Below are 21,311 nucleotides of genomic sequence, written 5' to 3'. Positions count from 1 at the left end.
GCGGAAGCAAGGTGGCGCGCGAAAGACGGAGCGTGAAGGACGGAACGCAGAGAGTGGAGCGCGAAAGGCGGAACGCGGAGGGCGCTCTAGCGCTTGTAGTCGTGACCGAGCGCGAGGGCGAGTACGTTGGCGAACAGCAGTCCGACGAACAGGAGACCGGTGGTCCCTTCGAGCCCCATGTACAGTAAGACGGGGTACGCGGTCGGGATGGCGACGGCCGCCCAGAAAGCGGCCGCCTTGACCGTGCCGGTCATCAAGCCGGCGACTTGACGACCGGACGCGAGACGAGTGGGGGCGGGGGTAGACATGGACACCTACGACTATGCCGGGGGAACCCATATAGCCAGTAGAGGGTTCGGGGATTTTCACCACGTTTCTCGGGGTGGTAGAGACGTTTTAAAACCGAATGAGGTTGCTCTAAAACGTTCATAAGCGCACTAGATTCTTTGTTACTCACCATAGCAGGCGTCGACTGCGTCGGCACTACTGCACACGACATCGAGGACGCCGGCGGGACGAACGGGCCCGTGTGCGGGGTAAGACAGAGAGTTCTTTGTGCCTACACGAGACCCTTATCCGGGGGCGTCGTATGAACGGCTATGACCGAACGCACGCGTCGAATCGTCCTCCGAGGTATCGGCGCGGGGAGCGCCGCCGCGCTCGCCGGCTGCGCGGACGGCATCGTCCCCGGAAACGGCGATGGCGGCGACGATGGCGGAAACGGACGCGATATCGAAACTGCGGTCCACCAGGTCGGCCGCGCGCTCTCCGGACCCGCGTGGGATCCCGAGGCCCGCCGCGGGTTCTGTGCACTGATCACTGACAAACACGACGCCTCGTGGCTGTTCGCGGACGCGCCCGCGGAGACGGGAACGTTCGTCGAGGAGACCGACTTCGAGACGGCCGTCCTCGCGTACGCGGAGTCGGTCGGGCCGACGACGTGTCACAACGAGCTGTCGTTTTCCGGCGTGTCCGTCGAGGACGGGACCCTCGTCGCGAGCGCGACCGTCGAGAACACCGCCGACGACGACGAGGCCTGCGGGGAGGCGATCACCCATCCCGGCGCGCTGCTACGGGTCGAGACCGATCCGCTCCCGAACGCGATCCGGCTGTCTATCACCGACGGTTGGGACGAGACGGGCGAGGTTCGAGACGCGGATGGCGTCCTCGACGCCGAGGCGCTACCCGGCGGCGTCCGTCCCAACGGCGATCCCGCGTCCATCCCCGCCGCGTTCGACTGCGAGACGGAGGGGTTCGAGCGCCACCCGCAGGTGTACGAGGGCGAGGTCAACTGGGGCGACGGCGGGGGTGTCGGCGAAGACGGTGACGAGGGTGACAACGGGCCACTCGCGCTCCGAGCCGTGATCCCCGGAGACGACGACGCCGGGTCCGAGGAGCTCGCGATCGCTCGCGGCACGCGCTTCGGTATCGAGTTGACGAACGTCTCGGGTCACGAAGCCCACGTCGGTAACCAGGGGAAGTACAATCTCGAACTCCGTACCGAGTCGGGGTGGACCGAGATCCGCGGGACCGACGGCGACGCCACGTTCGGCTATACCGACGAGGCGCTCGCCGTCCGACCCGGCAAGACGCTGGACTGGGAGTTCGAGATGACCGAGGCGGGACTCGTCGAAAACGGGCCGCACGCGGACGCGCTCCGGGTCTGTCCCGACCTCGAACCGGGGCGCTACCGGTTCGTCTTCTGGGGTGCCGACGACCTCGCGGTCGCGTTCGACTACGTCGGCGAGCAGTGACAGTCTGATCGCCGACGGAGGTGCTGCTACTCCAATCTCTCGATCGCTCGCGCCGCTGCGAGCACCTCGTCGTGGAGGGCCCCGTTCGAGACGACGAGGCCGGTCGAGTCGTGTCGCCAGCGGTTCCCCTCCAAGTCCGTGACGCGGCCGCCAGCCTGACGGACCATGAAGACCCCGCCGACGGAGTCCCACGGGTTCGCCCGCAGGTTCGAGATCGTCCCCTCAAGGCCGCCCGCGGCGACCGTCGGAAGCACGATCTGCGCGGCTCCGAGCCGGCGCATGTCGCCGAATCGACGGACGATCGCCTCGCAGGCGTTGGCGTACTCGTCGCGGGAGTCGTGGTCCCACCACAGCGTCGGATCGACGGTTCCTCCCCGCGGATCGGCCACGTCGCTGACGGTCAGCCGCTCCCCGTTGCGGTACGCGCCGTCGCCGTCCGCGGTGTAGACGTCGCCGAGGACGGGCGCGACGGTGGCGGCGGCGACCGGTTCGCCGTCGACGACGGTGGCGACTGCGGTGCACCACACGGGAATGTCCCGAACGTAGTTGTGGGTGCCGTCGATCGGATCGATCACCCACGCCGCGCCCTCGTCGGGGACGGTCTTGCGCTCGTCCTCCTCTTCGCCGACGATCGCGTCGTCCGGGAACGACTCGTGTATCGCCTCGATCACGGTGCGCTGGGCGGCACGATCGGCCTCGGTGACGACGTCGTCCTCCCCCTTCGCCTCGACGGTGATGCCGCTCCGAAAGCGCTCGTTCGCGACGCGTCCGCCGGCCCGCGCCGCGCGCTCGGCGACCGCGGCGCGCTCGTCTACGTCAGTCATGGTCGCGATCCGGCCGCGCGACGCGTATAAACGTCGATCCGTCGACAGCCGATCCGTCGACAGCCGATCCGTCGACAGCCGATCCGTCGCCACGCGCCGCGAACACAGAATTCACTCGATTCCGAATCCGAGTACATTTAAGTGGCTCGCAAGGGTATCGATGCGTATGGAACCAGAGGAAGCGGTTCGCCAGCTCGAGTACGCCATCGACGCCTCGCTCGACGAGATCGGACAGCGCGCCGCCGCCGGCTACCGACCAACGTTCGAGCGCGTCGCCGAGCGCGCCGACGGCACCGCCGTCTACGCGCTCGCCGGGGAGCTCTCCGACGAGGTCGTCGACGGGTACTGTCCCACTCCCGCAGAGGCGAACGTGACCGCCGACCGCGTGCTCGACGACTTCGCGTACACCGACGGCGGCGAGTAGGTCGTCGACAGGAGGAGTCGGGCTGCGTCGAACTCATCTTCTTCAGGGAGGTTTGCGAATGAAATCGTCGTCCGTTGACGACGGTACGTGTTGCACGCGGTCGGAGTGAGTGTTTATAAGTGATAGGGTGGTGTTGCTGGCGGCTGTTTATAAACCGTTGACGGCGTGGTGAATCGCTGAGTCGCTGGCGGTGATTGCTTATACATCTTCGACGGCGCGGTGAACATCTACAAAGCCCCAGTCGCCGGACTACGTCCGGCTGTCACCGGGCGAAGCCCGGTTGCCCGAGGGACTGTGTCCCTCACTGCCAGAGCCGCCGGCGACTGCCCCTTTAAATCCCTCCCCGCACAGCATCCGCACCTCACGCCTCCCCAGCCTCGTCCGAACCGTCCGCCCGACTGCTGGGCGGACGGTCCGGACTCCCTCGCGGGCTCCTCGCGGCCTACCGGCCGCTCGGAGGCACGCCACAGTACCGCATTATTCAGTTATAAGCATTCGTCGCCGTCGCGGTCGCAGTCTCACACCACCGTCGTCTGAACTGCGAACGATACGTTGATACGTCGACCGCCGGTACACGTGGAGACGATGGACGATCGGACGCGCGAGTACCTCAAGGGGCGCTTCGGCGACTACTACCGCCACGCCTCGCCGGCGCTCCCGCCGGACGCGAACCTCCGCGAGTGGGGGCACATCCCGTGGACCCCCGGCTCGGGCACGACGATGGTCCGACACCAGTCCCTTTTCGACCTCGGCGACGTCGACACGTTCTTCTCGGACAACGCGCCCCGACACGCGTACTTCTCGGCCGCCCGGTACGACGATCCCGGGGCCTCGACGATGTCGAAGAAGGGGTGGCGTTCCGCCGACCTCGTCTTCGACCTCGACGCCGACCACCTCCCCGGCGTCGACCCCGAGACGACGACCTACCCCGAGATGCTCGCCGAGTGCAAGAAGGCGCTCCTGCGGCTCCTCGATTTCCTGGAGGACGACTTCTCCTTCGACGACCTCACCGTGGTCTTCTCCGGCGGTCGCGGCTACCACGTCCACGTTCGCGACGAGAGCGTCCGCGACCTGGACAGCGAGGCGCGCCGCGAGATCGTCGACTACGTCCGCGCGATCGACCTCGACACCGAGGGACTGATCCGAACCGTCTCGGAGCGCGGTACGACCAAACGCGTCCTCCGCACCGAGGGCGGGTGGGGCGCTCGCGTCCACGAAGCGCTCGTCGAGTACGCCGACGATCTCCGCGACATGGACGAGGACGCGGCCCGCGAGCGGCTGATGGAGCTGGACGGGATCGGCGAGGGTCGCGCCGAGACGATCCTCGGCGCGTTCGAGCGCAACCCGACCGCGGTCCGCGAGGGCAACGTCGAGGCCGGCGGCCCCGGCGTCCGCAGACTCGTCTCCGCGCTCGCCGCGCGCGTGGCCGCGACCGACACCGCGCCGATCGACGAGCCGGTCACGACCGACACGCGGCGGCTTATTCGGCTCCCGAGGACCCTCCACGGCGGATCCGGGCTCGTCGTCACGCCGATCGATCGCGCGGATCTCGACAATTTCGACCCGCTTCGGGACGCGGTCCCCGAGCGGTTCGTCGGTCGGGAGATCCGGATCGAGAGCGACGACGATCGGACGGTAGAACTAAACGGTGAGGCCGTGTTAGTCGAACCCGGTAGAAACACCGTGCCCGAGTTCGCGGGGGTCTTCCTGATGGCCCGCGGCGAGGCGCGGAAAGCCCCCGAACGATGAACCTCGACGAACTCAGATCGGCCCAGGCCAAGGAACGCCGCAAGGACAGCCTGCAGCACCTGCGGGACTCGTTTTACGACGACGTGGCCGCCTACGTCGCCGACCTGCGCGCGGCCCGCGATCGGCGCGCGGAGCAGGTCGCGAAACCGTTCTCCGACGACGACGTCCGTCGAATGTCCGACGAGGTCGAGACGGCCGAGGAGGTCGCGGAGGCGCTCTACGAGCGCCGCGTCGGAAAGGTCGTCAAGCTCGCGTCGTTCGCGGCGGCCGACATGCCGGTCGACGCCGACGGCATGACCACGGAGGAACGACGGCTGTTCGACGACCTCGTCGACCGCATCGGCGAGAACAAATCGCGCGTGCTCGACGTGCTCTCCGGCGAGGCACCGGCGGGTGCCGAACCGTCGGCGGTCAGCGGGAATCCGACCGACGAGACGCCGGGCGGTTCGACCGAAGAGACGATGTCGGCCGATGCTGATCCGGCGACGCCCGAGCCCGAAGGAGAGCCCGCGGCAGACGCGAGCACCCAGCCGTCGTCCGCCGAAGCCGACGCCGCGGCCGACGCGCTCGCCGGCGCTATGGGCGGCGACGACGACGGAGTCGCCGACGCGATCGACGCGACGGCGGCTGACGTGACGGGCGGCGGGACGGCGGACGAAACGCCGCCCGTGCCGCCGGAGGACGGAACGGGCGCGAACGATGCGGTCGCGGACGACGCGGCGAGCCCCGACGGCGGTCCCGCCACTGACGGCGGACCGACCGCGGTCCCGCCAGAGCCCGCGCCACCCGGAGCGTCGGGAGTGAGCGACGGAGACGGCGCGGATGTCGTTCAGTCCGAACCGTCCGCAGCGTCCGAGCAGGACGGGTCCGGATCCGCATCGGCCGCGGCGACAGACCCGACCGCCGCCGTCGACGCCGATTCGGCGATTGGCGACCGCGAGACCGTCCGGATCACCCGCGACGTGGGTGCCATCTTCGGCGTCGACGAGCGGGAGTACGATCTCGCCAGCGAGGACGTCGTGAACCTCCCCGTGGAGAACGCGGACCCGCTCGTCGAGCGGGACGCCGCGGAGCGGCTCGACTGATCTGACCGCGCCCACATGAGAAGTCGCGTCGCCGCGACAGCGGCTCGAACGCGCGCGCTGGGAGCGGCGGCGACGCTGCTCGCGCTCGGCGGCATCGCCGGGGCGATCCTTCTCGATCCGACGTTCTCGTGGACCGGTGACGCGCTCTCCGACCTCGGCGTTCGCGACCGGAGCGCCCCCGCCTTCAACTGGGGGCTGATCCTCGGCGGTCTCGTCGGGGTGGGCTACGCGGGCGGGATCGCCCGGGTGCCCGATCGAGGGAACGGACACGTCGTCGCGCCGCTCCGCGCCGTCCTCCTCGGGCTCGCGATGGTCGCGATGGCCGGCGTCGGGGCCTTCGACCTCACGCAGTCACTTCACGGTCCGGCCGCGGTCGGGTTTTACGCACTCGTCACTCTCGTCTTCGCCGTCGACGGCCTCGCTCGTCGCGGGGCGACGACGGGGGCGATCACCCTCGCGTTCGTCCCAGTTCACGTTGGGGTCTGGGCCACGTACCTCGCGGGTTGGTGGCCCGTCACCGGACTCGCACTGCCTGAGTTTCCTGGAGCGCTCATGCTCGCAGCGTGGGTGTGGCTGCTCGGGCCGCTCCCGACCCTCGGGACGCAGTGGATCTTCACGGACGAGATCGAATGATCTAGACGAGAGGACGGGACCGACGAGCACTGACGGGCCGGTGGGACCGACGAGCACTAACGCCGCGGGCGGCTACTCCCCGGCAATGGAAGTCGAGTTCCTCGGCGGGGCCCGCGAGGTCGGTCGGAGCGCGGTGCTCGTCGACGACGCCCTCCTCCTCGACTACGGTCTGTTGACCGCGGACCCCCCGCAGTACCCGGTCCGCGACCCCGAGCCCGACGCGGTCGTCGTCTCGCACGGCCACCTCGACCACGTCGGCGCGGTCCCGGCCCTGCTGAAAGGAGACCGGCGACCGACGATCCACTGGACGCCGCCGACCGCCGATCTCGCGCGGACGCTGGCTCGCGACACGCTGAAGCTCCACGGGAACAGCCCGCTGTGTCCGTTCTCCGAGGAGCACGTCGCGCGGCTCGGCGAGGTGGAGGAACCTCACGCGTACGGGGACTCCTTCGTGGTCGAAGCGGGCGGGACCGAGTACGAGGTGACGCTGTTCAACGCCGGGCACGTCCCGGGATCGGCTCACGTCCTCGTCGACGACCGGGACACCCGCCTGCTCTACACCGGGGATTTCCACACCGACGACCAGCGGCTCGTCTCGGGGACGATCGCAAGGCCCGACGCCGACGCCGTGATCTGCGAATCGACCTACGCCGACGTGGCTCACGAGGAGCGCCGCGCGGTGGAGGACCGATGGGCCGAGAGCGTGAAGACGACGATCTGGGAGGGCGGCACCGTCGTCGCGCCCGCGTTCGCGATCGGCCGGACGCAGGAACTCATGCTCGTCGCCGACGCCAACGACCTGACCCCGTACGTCGACGGAATGGGCGTCGAGGTGACCCGGCTGGTCCGCCGGCATCCCGAGTTCCTGCGCGACTCCGAGGCGCTCCGCCGGGCGAAGGGGGCCGCCCGCTTCGTCACTGGCCGCGACGGCCAGCGCGAGCGCATCGCGGGCGACAACGAGCTGATAGTCACGACGTCGGGGATGCTCGCCGGCGGACCGGTCCACTCGTACCTCCCGAAGATCCGCGGGAACCCGACGAACAAGGTGACTCTGACCGGATACCAGGTCGAAGGGACGCCGGGTCGAGAGCTACAGGACCACGGCCGACTGGCGATAAACGGACGAGTCCGTCCGGTGAGCGCGCGGGTCGAGTCGTACGACTTCTCGGCGCACGCGGACCGCGCCGGATTGGAGACGTTCCTCGACGCGTATCGGAGAGCGCGGATCCTCCTCAACCACGGGGACCGCTGCGGGCCCTTCGCGGCGGATCTCCGGGCGGACGGATTCGACGCGCACGCTCCAGACCTCGGTGATCGGATCGAGCTGTGAGGAGACACTCGTGGTCGGATGACCCGACATCTCGGAGTCGGTTCGCACCACCGGCGTATTTAAACCAAGAACATCACATCGACGACATCTTATAAATCAACGCGCGGTGGCGTCGCCGGCGCTACGCGCCGGCTGCTAGAGGCGCTTCGCGCCTCGCTGCGCCTGCGAGTAGCCGCCGAAGGCGGCCGCGAGCCAGCCCTCGAGGGAGTCCGGACCGTTCGCCCAGCGGTCGGGCGAACGGTCCGGATGAGGCTGGGGAGGCGTGAGGTGCGGTGTGGAACTGTGCGGGGTGGGGCTTTGGACGTGGTCACCGCGCCAGCAACGATTTATAAGCGAGGGACTGGAGATCGACCCGCTTCGAACCGTCGGCCACAATACTATCCCGGCACACGCCGTATCCGCGCCCATGCGCTCCGAAGAGGAGGTTCGCGAGCAGTACGAGTTCCTGCGCGAACAGCTGGAGGACGAGGAGATGAACCATCGCGGCGTCGAGGAACTGTTCACCCACTACAAGCGCGCGCTCGGGTGGGTGTTAGAGGAAGAACACATGTGACGAACGGAACGACGAGATCAACACCGTGTGTCGACTTCTGAAACGTGATACGAGGTCGGATTCGTGTGAATAGAGGAACACCTGTGGCGCGCGCTCGTTAGGTTTATCAATCGGAGCGCTGTATCGTCAGGTGACGCTTCGTCTGGAGGGCCGAAGCGTCAGCGGGGACCAACGGCAGGCCCGACGCGGCTTTTTTCCGCGTCGGGCGTGCCGCTTTCCAAACCGAACGACTATGTTGTGAGTGACGACACTGACCGCGATCGCCCGGCGAACTCCACTTCGATGACGATGACGACGTCGTCCGCACCGATCCGAGACGTTTCTTTGATCCGACACCATCGCCCGATTCGCGCCACTGTAGCCTCCACGTATCAGGTCGGAGAAAGGAGTTTGGTGGGTGGGATCGGCGAGCGGATCGCGACGGATAGTTATCCGGCTGACAAAACGGAGACGGATAAATCGGTGGTGTAGGTGGGGTGGAGAATTGATCGTCGCTGTTTATAACGGTATATTTATTTATTCAGGATCGGTATGTACGAACAGTTGTATGTACGACCTCACAGGTTTCCAGCGTGACCTGCTCTACGTGATCGCCGGCTTGGACGAGCCCCACGGTCTCGCCATCAAGGAGGAGCTCGAAGACTATTACGAAAAGGAGATCCACCACGGCCGACTCTACCCCAACCTCGACACGCTCGTCGAGAAGGGGCTCGTCGAGAAGGGCCAGCGCGATCGACGCACGAACTACTACACGCTGACCCGACGCGGGCGGCGCGAGATCAACGCCCGAACCGAGTGGGAGTCGCAGTACATCGAACACTGATCGGCGACCATCGACACTCTCGCGCCCACGTTTCCCGTCCACCGTTACTCGCGATCGCCAGGATCGCTCGTCGGGACCCGCCACGGTCCGCGGGTGGTTGCCGGCTTCGCGCGCGGTTGGACTGTTCTCCAACTGGATCGCCACCGGGGTGAGTTTATTCGTCTCGGGTGCGACACGTCGGCATGGATCGCGACACGGCCGTGCCAGCGGTCACCGACCTCCCGGGCGAGCACGCGCGAGAGTGGGTTGAGTACCACCACGAGTCCGCCGCGCCGAGCACGTACGTCTACGAGTTCGTCTGGGACCGAACCGCGCCCGCCGCGGGGCCCTTCTGTACCGACGTCGACGGCAACGTCCTCATGGACTTCACGAGCCACGTCGCCGCCGCGCCGCTCGGGTACAACAACCCGCTGATCATGGAGCCGCTCGCCGAGTTCGATCTCGTCGATCCGCTGAAGATCGCCGGCCAGGACTTCTACGTCGCCGGCGGCGAGTCGCCCGGCGACGGGCTCCCGGGTTCGTCCGGCCTGATGGACCGGCTCACCGACCTCACCGCTCACTACGACATGGACACCGTCTTCCTCTCGAACTCCGGGGCGGAGGCGATCGAGAACGCGATGAAGATCGCCTACGACGAGTCCGACGGCGCGACGTACGCAGTCACCTTCGACGGCGCGTTCCACGGGCGGACGCTCGGGGCGCTCTCGCTCAACCGATCGAAGTCCGTGTACCGGCGGAAGTTCCCGGAGATCGGCGGCGTCACCGACGTCCCCTTCTGTGACGACCGGACCTGCACCCCCGAGACGTGCTCGTGCGGGTTCTTCGCCGACGGCGTCTCCCGACTCCGCAAGAAGCTCGATCCCGAGCGCGGTACCGTCCACCCCGACGACGTGGCGTACCTCATTCTGGAGCCGATCCAGGGGGAAGGCGGGTACCGGTTCCCCTCGGACGCGTTCGCCGACGAGATCGCTGCGCTCGTCGACGAGCACGACGTCACGCTGATCGCGGACGAGATCCAGTCTGGAGTCGGCCGGACCGGCGAGCTGTGGGGCTCCGACCACTACGCGTTCGACCCCGACGTGATCGCCGCCGGCAAGGGGCTACGCGTCGGCGCGACCGTCTCGCGCTCGGACGTGTTCCCCGAGGAGACGAGCCGGCTCTCCTCGACGTGGGGTGCCGGGGACATCGTCGCGTCCGCGCAGGGCGCGCTCACGCTCGACGCGATCCGCGAGCACGATTTGATGGACAACGCCGTGGTCAGGGGGCGTCAGTTCAAAGAGACGATGCGCGACGCCGGCCTCGACGGCGTCGTCGACGTCCGCGGGAAGGGGCTGCTACTCGCGGTCGAGTTCGATACGAAGGACCGACGCGACGAGGTCCTAAAACGGGCCTTCTCGCGGGGGTTGCTCACGCTCGGATGCGGCCACGGCGTGCTTCGGATCCTGCCGCCCCTCGACGTCACCAAGCGCGAGATCGCGCTCGGCTGCGAGCTGTTGACCGCGGCGATCGACGAGGCGGCGTAGTCGCCCGCCGAGCGGTCCGCGGCGCGGGCGTTCTATCGATCCGCGTACCACTCGGCGAACTTCGCCAACGCGCGCCCGCGGTGTGACACCGCGTTCTTCCGATCGGTGTCCATCTCGGCGAAGGTTTCCCCGTCGTGTTCGAAGATCGGATCGTACCCGAACCCACCGTCGCCGCGCGGTGGGACGATCCGACCGGGGACGTACCCCTCGAACAGCTTGACTGGAAGCGGATCGTCGAGCCCCTCGGTTCCGTCCTCGCCGTCGGGGCCCGCCGCCGCGGCCGCGTCGCGATCGCCGCGGTCCACGGGGTCCGGGCTGGCGGCGAAGCTGTCTCCGTCGCAGTATCCGAGCGTGCAGCGGAACGCGGCCCGTCGGTCGTCGAGGTCGCCGGCGATTTCGTGAACGCGCTCGACGCCGAGCGTTCCTTCGACGTACGCCGAGTACGGGCCCGGGAAACCGTCGAGCCCCTCGACGAACAGCCCCGCGTCGTCGACGAGGACCGGCTCGCCGGCGTGGCGGTAGGCCTCTCTCGCACCGCGCGCAGCGATGGGGCCGAGCTCGTCGGCCTGGATCTCCGTGTAGTCGAAATCGAGCCGCTCCACCGAGCCGTCCGGGAGGTAGCGCTCCGCCTCGCGCACCTTCCCCGGGTTCGTCGTCACGTATCTGAGCACGGGTGCGGATGCGGGCGGCCGGAACGAATAGCCGTCGGTCGCGGTCGGCATCGGGAGCGCGATCCGGCAGTACGTTTTTGTTGGCTCGGAGGAATCCGGGACGTATGGCCCTCCCTACGTTTGAGAAGAAGCGGCTGATCGGCCTGATCGCGGTCCTCGCGTTCGGGCTCACGTCGCTTTTCGCCGTCCTTCTGCCCGGACCACTGGAGAGGCTGATACCTGCCACGTTCATCCTCGGCTTCTTCGTGCTCATCCCGTTGGTGCTGTTGCTCGGCGAGGACTTCCCGCTCGTCGAGTCCGCGACCGACGACGGTTCGACCCCGATGACGACCGAAGCTGACCCACTGGCGATGCTGCGCGAGCGGTACGCGGCCGGCGAGATCGGCGAGGAGGAGTTCGAGCGGAAGCTCGACCGGATGCTGGAGACCGAGGAGCTGAAAGACCGGATCAACTCCGGCCCCGAGAGTTGGAGCGACCGTCGTCGATCTCGCGAAGGCCGCGAACGCGAGGCGGAGTTCGAGTAGCGAGGCGGCGCGAACAGCGGCGATTGGTTATAAACTCAGCTCGATCGGCGGGCACGGCTCCGAAGGGCACTTTGCCCACCGCATCGCCGGGGCGGCATCGTTGAACGCCTCGCTGTCGACCCCCTCGACGTCGATCGTCCGCTTGAGGTAACGGCGCTTCGAGCGTTCGCCGACGATGGCGAACCGCTCCACGCCGCGGGCGACAGCGATCTGTGCGGACTCGCGCAGCGCCCGCCGGCCTGCGTCGGAACAGGGGCGGCTCGTCCGAACGACGAGCACGACGGCGTCGACCGCACGGTCGGCGGTGACGCTCCGCCACCGATCGAGCAGCGCCTCGCTGTCTGCGGGGCTGAGCCCCGTCCCGTGCGGGAACTCGACGACTAACACCTCGTCGTCGGTCCGCAGCGACCAGCGCTCGCTCGGTTTCATGGTAATCATTCTCACCTGTCGGATTATAAATGCACGCACCTCGATATCAATATTGATATACGGGAGGGATCGGTGGCGTCGGTCGGTAGCCGGGATACGGCAAAACGAGACCGGCAGACGGGCGGCATCGATTTGGGTGGCTTCTCCTATCGAGTTTGAAAGGTGACGGAGTCGGGAGCGGTTGCCGTCGATCGCCGCGGCCGCGAACGCCGCGAGTATCGTCGATCGCCGCGGCCGCGAACGCCGCGAGTATCGTCGATCGCCGCGATCGCGGTCTCGTGAGGATCGTCGGCTATCGGTCAGCTGTCGGTCGGCTATCGGTCAGCTGTCGGTCGGCTATCGGTCGGCTACAGCGTTCGCGACCGCCCGCGCGAGCGACTCGAATTCGGCGTCGTCCGGGACGACGTCGACTTCGATCCCGTGCCGCGCTGCCGTCTCCGCGGTCGGCGGTCCGATCGCCCCGACGATCGCGTCGGTGAGGCCCGCGACCGCTTCCTCGCGGACGCCTCGCTCCGCAGCGGCGTCGAGGAAATGCGTCACCGTCAGCGACGAGGTGAACGCCGCGGCGTCGAGGTCGCCCGCGGCGGCCAGTTCGGTCGATTCGCCGGCTCCCGCCGGGCGCGTCAGACGGTAGAGCACCGTCTCCGTGACCGAGGCGTCGGCCTCGCGGAGCCCGGTTAAGAGCACGGCGCTGCCGTGGTCCGAGCGCGCAACCTCGACGCGCTCGCCGTCGAGGCGATCGCCATCGATTCCCTCTGAGAGGGTCTCGACCAGTCCCGCCGAGGTGAACTCGTCCGGGACGACGTCGACGGTCCAGCCCGCGGCGCGCGCGGCGGCGGCGGTCGCGGGACCGATGACGACGAGCGTCGCATCGCCCGGCTCCCAGCCGGCCTCGGCGGCGAGTTCGACGCCGGTCTTGCTCGTGAGGATGACGTACGGCGCGTCCGCAGGCGTCGCGCCCGTCGGCTTGACCGCGAGCATGGGGTCGGTCACCGGATCGGCACCGAGCGACTCCAGCAGCGCTGCCGCGTCGTCGATCCGCTCGTCGGCCGGGCGGAAGACGGCGACGCGAGGTCGGTCCCCCGGCCCACGCTCGCCGCCTCCGATCCCGTCGCTCACGCGTCGTCACCTCCCGAATCGTCGCCGTCGTCGCCGTCGTCACCGCCGCCGTGATCTCCGTCGTCGCCGCCGATTGCGACGTCATTGCTTGCGCCCTCGCCGTCGTCGTTTTCGAGGAATGCGACGACCCGATCGCGGGTCGCGGCCACGTCGCCGATAACGGTGAGCGCCGGGGGCTCGACGCCGGCCTCGTCTCGGACGTCGACGATGGTGTCGAGGGTGCCGGTCGCGACGCGCATGTCCGGCCAGGTCGCGCGCTCGACCAACGCGACCGGGGTGTCGCCGTCGAGCCCGGCGTCCCGGAGTTCCGCGGTGTACGCGGGGAGCTTCCCGACCCCCATCAACACGACGATGGTCCCGCCGGTGGCGGCGAGCGCGTCCCAGTCGACCGCCGACTCGTCCTTCGTCGGGTCCTCGTGGCCGGTGACGAAGGAGACGGAAGAGGCGTGATCGCGGTGCGTCACGGGGATCCCGGCGACCGCGGGGCCCGCGATCGCGGAGGTGACGCCGGGAACGACCTCGAAGGGTACCCCCGCGGCCGCGAGGTGCTCGGCCTCCTCGCCGCCGCGGCCGAAGACGAACGGGTCGCCGCCCTTGAGTCGGACGACCGACTTCCCCTCGCGCGCCAGCTCGACCAGCCGCCGGTTCGTGTACTCCTGCGGCGTCCACTCGCCGCCGGCGCGCTTGCCCACGTCCTCCCGTTTGTCCGCGGGGATCTGCCCGAGGATCGCCGGGCCGGGGAGTTTGTCGTGGAGCACGACGTCGGCCGACTCGATCAGCTCGGCGGCCTTCACGGTCAATAGGTCCGGATCGCCCGGACCGGAGCCGACGAGGTAGACGGTGCCGAGGGAGTTCCCCTCACTCATCGGGGTTCTCCTCCGCTCGGGTCCCTTCGTCGGCCTCCGCTCGGGTCCCTTCGCCGGTCTCGGTGTCCTCGCGCGCCGCCGCGATCAGGTCGGCCGCGCCTCTGTCCGCCAAGTCAGCCGCGAACGACTCGGCAGCCTTTGCGTGCGACCGGATCGGGAGGTCGCGGGTGTCGGCCACCTCCTCGGTGCCGTCGGTCGAGAGCACGCGAACCCGCGTGTGGACGTGCTCGCCCTGCACGAGCGCCGAGACGCCGATCGGCGCGACGCAACCGCCGTTGAGTTCGGCGAGTATCGTCCGCTCGACGGTCACCGCCACCCGGGTCCGTGGGTGATCGACCGCGGAGCGCACCGCCTCGATCACGTCGGGGTCGGTCGCGGTGACGGCGATGGCACCCTGGCCGGCCGCGGGGACGAACTCCTCGCGGGGGAGTCGGGTGGTCTCCACGTCGTAAAAGAGGTCCGAGCGCCGAAGCCCCGCCTCGGCGAGGACGATGGCGTCGTACTCCGTCTCGACCTTCCGCTCCATCGCCGAGCGCTCCAGGTCGGAGAGGGAGTCGAACCACTCCTCGACGGTCCGGTCGAACTCGTCGTCGTTCCCGGTTTCGTCTCCCGCGTCGTCGCCGTCGGATCCCTCGTCCGGAAGCTCCCACTCCGGCCCGTCGTCCGCCCCCTCGTCGCCGTCGCCTCCCTCCGCCGTCGCCGCGCGCGCCTCGCCCGAGGCGACGAGCCGGCGCTCGTGTTCCGCCTGCAGGCGGGGGGCGAGAAGCTTCTCGATCCGGGTGTCGACGTTCCCACGGAGCGGTTCGACCACGAGGTCCGGGCGTGCGGCCGCGATCTGGGCGGTCCGCCGGAGCGATCCCGTGCCGACCACCGCGCCCGACGGGAGGTCCTCGATTCCGAGCCCGTCCGGGTGGACGAGCACGTCGCCGGAGGGAGCGCGCTCGGGGACGCCCGCGATCACCACGTCGTCCATTCCCTCGGTCGGCACGTCCTTGAGGGAGTGGACCGCGAGGTCGGCGTCGCCGTTGAGCACCTCTTCGTCGAGCGCGCGGACGAACGCGCCGGTCTTGCCGAGACGATGGATCAGCTCGTCGGGGATCTGGTCGCCGCGGGTTTCGACGCGCCGGAGTTCGACGTCGCGTCGACGGCTCGACAGGGCGTCGCGGACAGCTCCGGCCTGCCTGAGAGCCAGAGCCGATCCGCGCGTGGCGAGCCTGAGCGTATCGGTCATACTCTGACGGAGGTCCCCCGCGTTCAAAAGCGCACTAGTTCGGTCGTGGCGTCGACGCCCGCGCGAAACGCGGGATCTCGACGTGGTGTTTATAAACGAATGCGGTCGGCGCGTGCCTGCGAGCGGCCGACGAGGCTGGGGAGGCGTGAGGCTGCGGTTGCGGTCCCGCGAGTGAAACGAGCGGGAGCATGGAAATCGCAGCCCGCGCAGCGAATGAAGTGAGCGAGCGGGAACGTCTTACAGTGGTGCGGGTGGGGTGGGACTCACGGTTGGGGCTTTGGAGACGTTCACGACCGACCCGCCTGGAGCGACGTTTTATAAGTAATCGTCCGCCTCCAAGATACTGGCAACACGTACCGGACCGAAGGTGTGTTAGTGCTCGGGGCCCAGATCAGGGTAATGGGAGTTCAGGAACCGTCCCCGTTCGACGTGGAAGCGATCCGCGCCGACTTCCCGATCCTCGATCGGAAGGTCGGCGGCGATCCGGAGTCGCCTGGAGAGGGCCCGGGCGACGACACTCCGCTCGTCTACCTCGATAACGCTGCGACCTCGCACACGCCGGACCCCGTCGTCGACGCGATCGCGGACTACTACCGCGGCTACAACGCCAACGTCCACCGCGGGATCCACCAGCTGAGCCAGGAGGCGTCGGTCGCCTACGAAGAGGCTCACGACACCGTCGCGGACTTCATCGGTGCTGCGGGCCGCGAGGAGATCGTCTTCACGAAGAACACGACAGAAGCCGTGAACCTCGTCGCGTACGCGTGGGGGCTGGCGGAACTCGGCCCGGAGGACAACGTCGTCCTCTCGAAGATGGAGCACCACGCGTCGCTGGTGACGTGGCAGCAGATCGGCAAGCGGACCGGCGCAGACGTGCGGTTCATCGACGTGACCGACGAGGGGAGACTCGACATGGACGACGCCGCGGCGCTGATCGACGACGACACCGCGATGGTCTCCGTGGTCCACGTCTCGAACACGCTCGGGACGATCAACCCGATCGGCGATCTGGCCGACCTCGCGCACGACCACGGCGCGCTGATCTTCGTCGACGGCGCTCAGTCCGTGCCGAATCGTCCCGTCGACGTCGACGACCTCGGCGTCGACTTCCTCGCCTTTTCGAGCCACAAGATGTTGGGCCCGACCGGCATCGGGGCGCTGTACGGCCGCGAGGAGATCCTCGACGGAATGCAGCCGTACCTCTACGGCGGCGACATGATCAGGCGCGTCACCTTCGAGGACTCCACGTGGGAGGACCTGCCGTGGAAGTTCGAGGCCGGGACCCCCTCGATCGCGCAGGGGATCGCCTTCGCGGTCGCGATCGAGTACCTGGAGGACATCGGACTGGACCGCGTCGAGGCCCACGAGGACCTGCTGGCCGAGTACGCCTACGACGAGCTTGAGGCGGTCGGCGGCGTGGAGATCTACGGGCCGCCGGGCGACGATCGCGGCGGGCTCGTCGCGTTCAACGTCGAGGGCGTCCACGCTCACGATCTGTCCAGCATCCTGAACGACTACGGGATCGCGATCCGCGCCGGCGACCACTGTACCCAGCCGCTCCACGACGAGATGGGCGTCGCCGCCTCCGCGCGCGCCTCCTTTTACGTCTACAACACCGTCGAGGAGATCGACGCGCTCGTCGAGGCCGTCGGCGAGGCGCGCGATCTGTTCGCGTGATCGCGCGACGAGAACGCTCACGTTCGCGGACCGACGGAACCCTTTTGACCGGGACCGGCCTACGTGAACGCAGTATGGGACTGGGCTCGGACATGTACCGACAGCAGATCCTCGACCACTACAAGAACCCGCGCAACTACGGGGAACTCGAGGATCCGGACTTCACGCACGTCGGCGAGAACCCCTCCTGCGGCGACACGATCCGGATGGAGGTCGACCTCGACGACGCGGGCGAGACGATCGAGGCGGTGCGGTTCACCGGCGACGGCTGCGCGATCTCGATGGCCTCCGCGAGCATGCTCTCCGAGCGGCTCCACGGGATGTCCGTCGACGAACTTGACGCTCTCGACACCGACGACGTCACCGAGATGCTCGGCGTCGACATCTCCCCGATGCGCGTGAAGTGCGCCGTGCTCGGTCGGCAGGTCGCACAGGACGGTTCGAAGATCCACCGCGGCGAGCTCGACCCCGACGATCGCACGATCACCGAGGAGTAGCGAGCCGCAGAGGCTGTCGGTTCCCTGTTGGCTCCGTCCCGAGCCCCCGAAGTCCGCGTCCCGAGCCCACCGGGTTTTTGCTCGTGAGTCACGTTCGTCCGCGTATGAGCGACGGGTTCGACAAGGAGGCCGAACGCGAGAAGCTCCGCGAGAAGTTCGCGGAGGACGAACAGAAGCGCGAACACACCCAGCGGATGTCCGAACTCCTCCTGAAAGGCGCGACGATGACGAACCGCCACTGCGACGACTGCGGCGATCCAATCTTCCGACAAGATGGCCAAGAATTCTGTCCAACGTGTCACACGGTCGATGCGAAAGACGCGGCGGACACTACGGGTGCGGCCGACGAGTCCGCGACGCGCGAGACGACGACGGATTCGGAGACGGCGACGCCGACGACCGGATCCTCGAACGCCGGCCAGGAGACGACGCCAACCGGGAACGCTCCCACGCCAACCGGGAACGCTCCCACGCCAACCGAGAACGCGCCCACGCCAACCGGGAACGCGTCCACGCCGACGGCCACCGGCTCGCAGTCGGCGGGCGCGGAGTCGACCGAGCCGATCGGCTCGTCGCGAGGCGGCGATGGATCGGACGCTGCGGCGGGCCCGACGGTTGCGGCAGATTCCGGAACCGGCGGCGTCGCCGACGCCCGCGCGTCGCTGACGCGGACGCTGACCCGATTCGCACACGCAGCCGAGGAGACCGACGATCCGCGGCGCGCACGCGAGCACCTGCGGGCGGCCCGCGAGGCGGCCGAAGCGCTCGCGGCGCTCGACTGAAGCGGTTATTTATAAGCGGTTTCTGGCGCGGTGAACGCTTCCAACCCCCCAGCCGTTCGTTTATAAATGATCGTCGTTATCGCCCACTCTCGACCGCCACGCGCATGTCCGTCGCGAGGCGCTCGGCGCGGTCAGCGTCGGCGGACTCCGCGTAGATCCGGATCTTGGGCTCCGTGCCGGAAGGACGCACGAGCACCCACGCGTCGCCGTAGTCGAGCCGGAAGCCATCCGTCGTGTTCGGCTCGGCGTCAGCGGTCTCGACGTAGGCCCGCGCCGCCGCCAGCATCTCGTCGCGCTCGTCGGCGTCCTCGTACGCGACGTTGCGCCGCACGAAGTGATAGTCGGCGTAGGGCGCGACGACCTCGCTGACCGGAGCGCCGCCGGCGGCCGCGAGCAGTTCGAGGAATCGCGCGCCGATGTACGCCCCGTCCCGCGAGAGCCGATACGGCGGGAAGAATAACCCGCCGTTCCCCTCACCGGCGATGGGGACGTTCGTCCCCACGTCATGGAGTTCACGCGTCCGGGTGATGATGTTCGTCGCGCCGATGGGCGTCAGCTCGAGGTCGGCGTCGTTCGCGTCGCAGACGTCGACGAGCCGCTGGGAGACGTTCACCGCGCTGACGACGGCGTCGCCCGATTCCAAGCAGGCGTCCGCCATCGCCGCGAAGGACGTGTCGCCGTCGACGAAGGTCCCGTCCTCGTCGACGAAGACGGCGCGGTCAGCGTCGCCGTCGTGGGCGATCCCCACGTCGGCGTCGGAGGTCGCGACGAGCCGGGAGAGCGCAGTCAGGTTCGCCGGGACGGGCTCTGAGTCCCGGCCGGGGAAGTGGCCGTCGGGGGTCGCGTTCACCGTCAGCACGTCACATCCCAGCTCGCGGTAGATGCGCGGCGAGCTGATCGACGCCGCGCCGTGGCCGGGATCGACCGCGACCGTGAGCCCGGCGTCGGCGATCGCCTCGCCGTCGACCGCGGCGAGTAACTGGTCGACGTAGTCGTCGACGGCACCGACGACGCGGGTCGTCGCGCCGGCCGTCCGCCAGTCGGCGTGGTCGTACTCGTCGTCGAGGACGCGGCGCTCGACGCGTTCGAGCACGTCGACGGAGAGTTCCACGCCGTCGTCGCCGACCAGCTTGATCCCGTTGAACTCCGAGGGGTTGTGCGAAGCGGTGACGAGCACGCAGGGGACGCCGGCGGACTCGCAGTAGTTCCCGACCGCTGGCGTCGGGACCACGCCGAGCCGGTCGACATCGCACCCGACCGCGGCCAGCCCGCTCGCAGCGGCGTTGGCGAACAGCTCGCCGGTGGTGCGGGTGTCGCGGGCGACGGCGACCCGGTCGGCGTCCCACACCGTCCCGGCCGCCTTCGCGATGTCGAGGACGAGCTCCGGCGTGAGGTACCGCAGCGCGACCCCGCGAATGCCGCTGGATCCGAACAGCTCCATGGGCGGCCATCCGCCGGCCGACGGGAAAGCGGTTCCGAACCGGGTCGGGACCGCCGTCCGCTACCCGCGACGAATCCGACGCGTGCGGTTGAAACCCGCCCCGCCCCAACCGCCCGTTATGGAACGCACGCGACGCGACCTGCTGGCGACGGGCGCGGCGACGTTCACCGTCGCCGGATCGGTCGGGGTCGCCGGCTGTCTCGACTTCGCGGCGGGCGACGGACCGCAAGGACCCGAGGGAACGCCGGAAACGCTGACCTGCGAGGACGAGTCGTTCGTCCGGCTTGACCGACCCTTCGACGGAGCAGTCGACGGGACGGTCGTCGAGGCGGGCGGGACCCGGTTCGAGCTGTCCGCGGAGGGCTTTTCGGAGACGTACGGTCAGTCGATCCGACTGGTCCTCCGGAACACCGGCGACGAGCCGGCGAGGGCGCTCGGCGAATACGCGTACTCGATCCAGCGAGAGACGGGCGAGGGCTGGCTCGACGTCCGCGGCTCGACGACTGGCGAGGGGGTGGAATTCCCGCAAACGGAGGAGTCCTTCGGGCCGAACGACGCGTACAGCTGGACGGTGGATCTCGACGAGGAGTCGATCGCGACGGCGGTTCCCGACCTCGACCTCACCGTCTGTCCACCGCTCGGACCGGGACCGTATCGGTTCGTCTACTGGGGGATCGTCGACGGACCGCCGATCGGCTCGGAGTTCGAGCTGATCGGGTGAAGGAGTTCTGTCGGTCGGCGGTCAGAAGCCGGTCCACTCCGACGGCTGTCCGACCCGTCCGCGGACGCGGAACTCCCGGTCGTCGTCCTCGACGCGCGTCTCGACGACGACCTCGAACGGCTCGTACAGGGTGTGAACCACCTGTTCGTCGTGGGCCGTCGAGTTGACTACCCCGACGAACGGCCACCCCTCGCCGGAGGTCTGAGACGTCATGACCCGGGTGAATCGGTAGATGCGCTCGGGGTCCCAGTACATCAGCAGCTGAGAGAGGGAGTAGACCCCCACGGCGCGGTCGCGGCCGGCCGAGGACTCGACGACATCGGTGAACTTGATACCGATGTCCGTCAGATTCCCGGCGCTGCCGACGTACTTCGTCGTCGGCGTGTCGTCGCGCTTGTCGCCCTGTTCGTGGGTGACGCAGTCGATGACGATCACGTCGTCGCCGTCCTGCCCCGTGATCGTCTCGTAGTCGTCCCGGATCTTCTCAGCGGTTCGCCCGGTCGAGATGACGATCGGAGCGTCGGACCACGTCGCGAGCAGCCGATTGAACAGGTCGTACTTCCCGCTCATCGGGGGGCCGCTGACGAGCACGCTGTCGGCGGTCCGGACAGCGTCGGGAAGCACGGTCATGTGTCGTGGTTGTGGGGGTGGCGGG

23 protein-coding genes are annotated in these 21,311 nt (G+C 68.5%); 14 read left to right on the top strand and 9 right to left on the bottom strand.

Annotation, left to right across the window (positions count from 1 at the left end):
* Positions 1–86: 86 nt before the first annotated feature.
* Positions 87–308 (bottom strand): DUF8028 family protein, encoded by a 222-nt coding sequence (locus ACFQEY_RS08000; RefSeq protein ID WP_379766893.1) that lies wholly within the window; start codon positions 306–308, stop codon positions 87–89.
* A 291-nt stretch (positions 309–599) separates the two neighbouring features.
* Between ACFQEY_RS08000 and ACFQEY_RS07995 the strand changes: the two genes are divergently transcribed.
* Positions 600–1,754, top strand: a complete 1,155-nt coding sequence (locus ACFQEY_RS07995; protein WP_379766890.1) for a hypothetical protein — start codon at positions 600–602, stop codon at positions 1,752–1,754.
* 26 nt (positions 1,755–1,780) lie between these two features.
* On the opposite strand, the gene ACFQEY_RS07990 is transcribed toward ACFQEY_RS07995, so the two are convergent.
* On the bottom strand, positions 1,781–2,578 hold the full coding sequence (locus ACFQEY_RS07990) for an inositol monophosphatase family protein (protein ID WP_379766887.1): 798 nt from the start codon (positions 2,576–2,578) through the stop codon (positions 1,781–1,783).
* A gap of 166 nt (positions 2,579–2,744) precedes the next feature.
* Here ACFQEY_RS07990 and ACFQEY_RS07985 point away from each other — a divergent pair, with 166 nt between their 5' ends.
* The 8 genes from ACFQEY_RS07985 to ACFQEY_RS07950 all read left to right on the top strand — a co-directional run bounded on the left by ACFQEY_RS07985 (position 2,745) and on the right by ACFQEY_RS07950 (position 10,698).
* Positions 2,745–3,002, top strand: a complete 258-nt coding sequence (locus tag ACFQEY_RS07985; protein ID WP_379766884.1) for a hypothetical protein — start codon at positions 2,745–2,747, stop codon at positions 3,000–3,002.
* 585 nt (positions 3,003–3,587) lie between these two features.
* Entirely contained in the window at positions 3,588–4,751 is a 1,164-nt protein-coding gene (gene priS, locus ACFQEY_RS07980) for a DNA primase small subunit PriS (RefSeq protein WP_379766881.1), read from the top strand.
* Entirely contained in the window at positions 4,748–5,836 is a 1,089-nt protein-coding gene (locus tag ACFQEY_RS07975; protein WP_379766878.1) for a DNA replication complex subunit Gins51, read from the top strand. Before priS ends, ACFQEY_RS07975 begins: the two co-directional genes overlap by 4 nt.
* A 15-nt stretch (positions 5,837–5,851) precedes the next feature.
* Positions 5,852–6,469 (top strand): DUF998 domain-containing protein, encoded by a 618-nt coding sequence (locus ACFQEY_RS07970; protein WP_379766875.1) that lies wholly within the window; start codon positions 5,852–5,854, stop codon positions 6,467–6,469.
* Between the two features lie 85 nt (positions 6,470–6,554).
* Entirely contained in the window at positions 6,555–7,799 is a 1,245-nt protein-coding gene (locus ACFQEY_RS07965; protein ID WP_379766872.1) for an MBL fold metallo-hydrolase, read from the top strand.
* 406 nt (positions 7,800–8,205) lie between these two features.
* The gene (locus ACFQEY_RS07960) at positions 8,206–8,352 is read left to right on the top strand and encodes a hypothetical protein (protein WP_004597248.1); all 147 of its coding nucleotides are present in this window, start codon (positions 8,206–8,208) and stop codon (positions 8,350–8,352) included.
* 547 nt (positions 8,353–8,899) lie between these two features.
* Positions 8,900–9,175, top strand: a complete 276-nt coding sequence (locus ACFQEY_RS07955; protein ID WP_379766869.1) for a PadR family transcriptional regulator — start codon at positions 8,900–8,902, stop codon at positions 9,173–9,175.
* 182 nt (positions 9,176–9,357) lie between these two features.
* Complete coding sequence (locus ACFQEY_RS07950) at positions 9,358–10,698, top strand: aminotransferase class III-fold pyridoxal phosphate-dependent enzyme (protein ID WP_379766866.1); 1,341 nt, start codon at positions 9,358–9,360, stop codon at positions 10,696–10,698.
* Positions 10,699–10,730: 32 nt separating this feature from the next.
* On the opposite strand, the gene ACFQEY_RS07945 is transcribed toward ACFQEY_RS07950, so the two are convergent.
* Complete coding sequence (locus tag ACFQEY_RS07945) at positions 10,731–11,369, bottom strand: non-canonical purine NTP pyrophosphatase (RefSeq protein WP_379767529.1); 639 nt, start codon at positions 11,367–11,369, stop codon at positions 10,731–10,733.
* A 104-nt stretch (positions 11,370–11,473) separates the two neighbouring features.
* On the opposite strand from ACFQEY_RS07945, the gene ACFQEY_RS07940 reads away from it, so the two are divergent.
* Positions 11,474–11,893, top strand: a complete 420-nt coding sequence (locus ACFQEY_RS07940) for an SHOCT domain-containing protein (RefSeq protein WP_379766863.1) — start codon at positions 11,474–11,476, stop codon at positions 11,891–11,893.
* Between the two features lie 27 nt (positions 11,894–11,920).
* Here ACFQEY_RS07940 and ACFQEY_RS07935 read toward each other — a convergent pair whose 3' ends face one another.
* The 4 genes from ACFQEY_RS07935 to hemC form a co-directional block, all read right to left on the bottom strand.
* A complete protein-coding gene (locus tag ACFQEY_RS07935) occupies positions 11,921–12,322 on the bottom strand; it encodes a hypothetical protein (RefSeq protein WP_379766860.1) in 402 nt (133 codons plus the stop codon).
* Between the two features lie 336 nt (positions 12,323–12,658).
* Positions 12,659–13,441 carry a uroporphyrinogen-III synthase gene (locus ACFQEY_RS07930; protein ID WP_379766857.1) on the bottom strand — a complete coding sequence of 261 codons (783 nt, stop codon included), beginning with the start codon at positions 13,439–13,441 and terminating at the stop codon, positions 12,659–12,661.
* Positions 13,438–14,307 (bottom strand): uroporphyrinogen-III C-methyltransferase, encoded by an 870-nt coding sequence (gene cobA, locus ACFQEY_RS07925; RefSeq protein ID WP_379766854.1) that lies wholly within the window; start codon positions 14,305–14,307, stop codon positions 13,438–13,440. The genes ACFQEY_RS07930 and cobA overlap by 4 nt, the downstream gene beginning before the upstream one ends.
* Positions 14,300–15,538: a hydroxymethylbilane synthase gene (gene hemC, locus ACFQEY_RS07920; RefSeq protein WP_379766851.1), complete on the bottom strand. Its 1,239-nt coding sequence runs from the start codon at positions 15,536–15,538 to the stop codon at positions 14,300–14,302. The genes cobA and hemC overlap by 8 nt, the downstream gene beginning before the upstream one ends.
* Before the next feature lie 399 nt (positions 15,539–15,937).
* Between hemC and ACFQEY_RS07915 the strand changes: the two genes are divergently transcribed.
* The 3 genes from ACFQEY_RS07915 (at position 15,938) to ACFQEY_RS07905 (ending at position 18,494) form a co-directional block, all read left to right on the top strand.
* Positions 15,938–17,215, top strand: coding sequence for an aminotransferase class V-fold PLP-dependent enzyme (locus tag ACFQEY_RS07915; RefSeq protein ID WP_379766848.1), 1,278 nt, complete (start codon positions 15,938–15,940; stop codon positions 17,213–17,215).
* A 74-nt stretch (positions 17,216–17,289) separates the two neighbouring features.
* The gene (gene sufU, locus ACFQEY_RS07910; RefSeq protein WP_379766845.1) at positions 17,290–17,712 is read left to right on the top strand and encodes a Fe-S cluster assembly sulfur transfer protein SufU; all 423 of its coding nucleotides are present in this window, start codon (positions 17,290–17,292) and stop codon (positions 17,710–17,712) included.
* Positions 17,713–17,816: 104 nt separating this feature from the next.
* Complete coding sequence (locus tag ACFQEY_RS07905) at positions 17,817–18,494, top strand: Sjogren's syndrome/scleroderma autoantigen 1 family protein (RefSeq protein WP_379766842.1); 678 nt, start codon at positions 17,817–17,819, stop codon at positions 18,492–18,494.
* A gap of 76 nt (positions 18,495–18,570) precedes the next feature.
* On the opposite strand, the gene glmM is transcribed toward ACFQEY_RS07905, so the two are convergent.
* Positions 18,571–19,935, bottom strand: coding sequence for a phosphoglucosamine mutase (gene glmM / locus ACFQEY_RS07900; RefSeq protein ID WP_379766839.1), 1,365 nt, complete (start codon positions 19,933–19,935; stop codon positions 18,571–18,573).
* A gap of 118 nt (positions 19,936–20,053) precedes the next feature.
* Here glmM and ACFQEY_RS07895 point away from each other — a divergent pair, with 118 nt between their 5' ends.
* Positions 20,054–20,656 carry a hypothetical protein gene (locus tag ACFQEY_RS07895; RefSeq protein WP_379766836.1) on the top strand — a complete coding sequence of 201 codons (603 nt, stop codon included), beginning with the start codon at positions 20,054–20,056 and terminating at the stop codon, positions 20,654–20,656.
* 21 nt (positions 20,657–20,677) lie between these two features.
* On the opposite strand, the gene ACFQEY_RS07890 is transcribed toward ACFQEY_RS07895, so the two are convergent.
* Complete coding sequence (locus tag ACFQEY_RS07890; protein WP_379766833.1) at positions 20,678–21,286, bottom strand: DUF7504 family protein; 609 nt, start codon at positions 21,284–21,286, stop codon at positions 20,678–20,680.
* Positions 21,287–21,311 lie beyond the last annotated feature (25 nt).

The organism is Halorubrum trueperi (assembly GCF_042662525.1).
Classification (GTDB): Archaea; Halobacteriota; Halobacteria; order Halobacteriales; family Haloferacaceae; genus Halorubrum; species Halorubrum trueperi.
The sequence above is the reverse complement of the archived record's forward strand: the minus strand, read 5'-3'. Positions and strand labels throughout refer to the sequence as shown.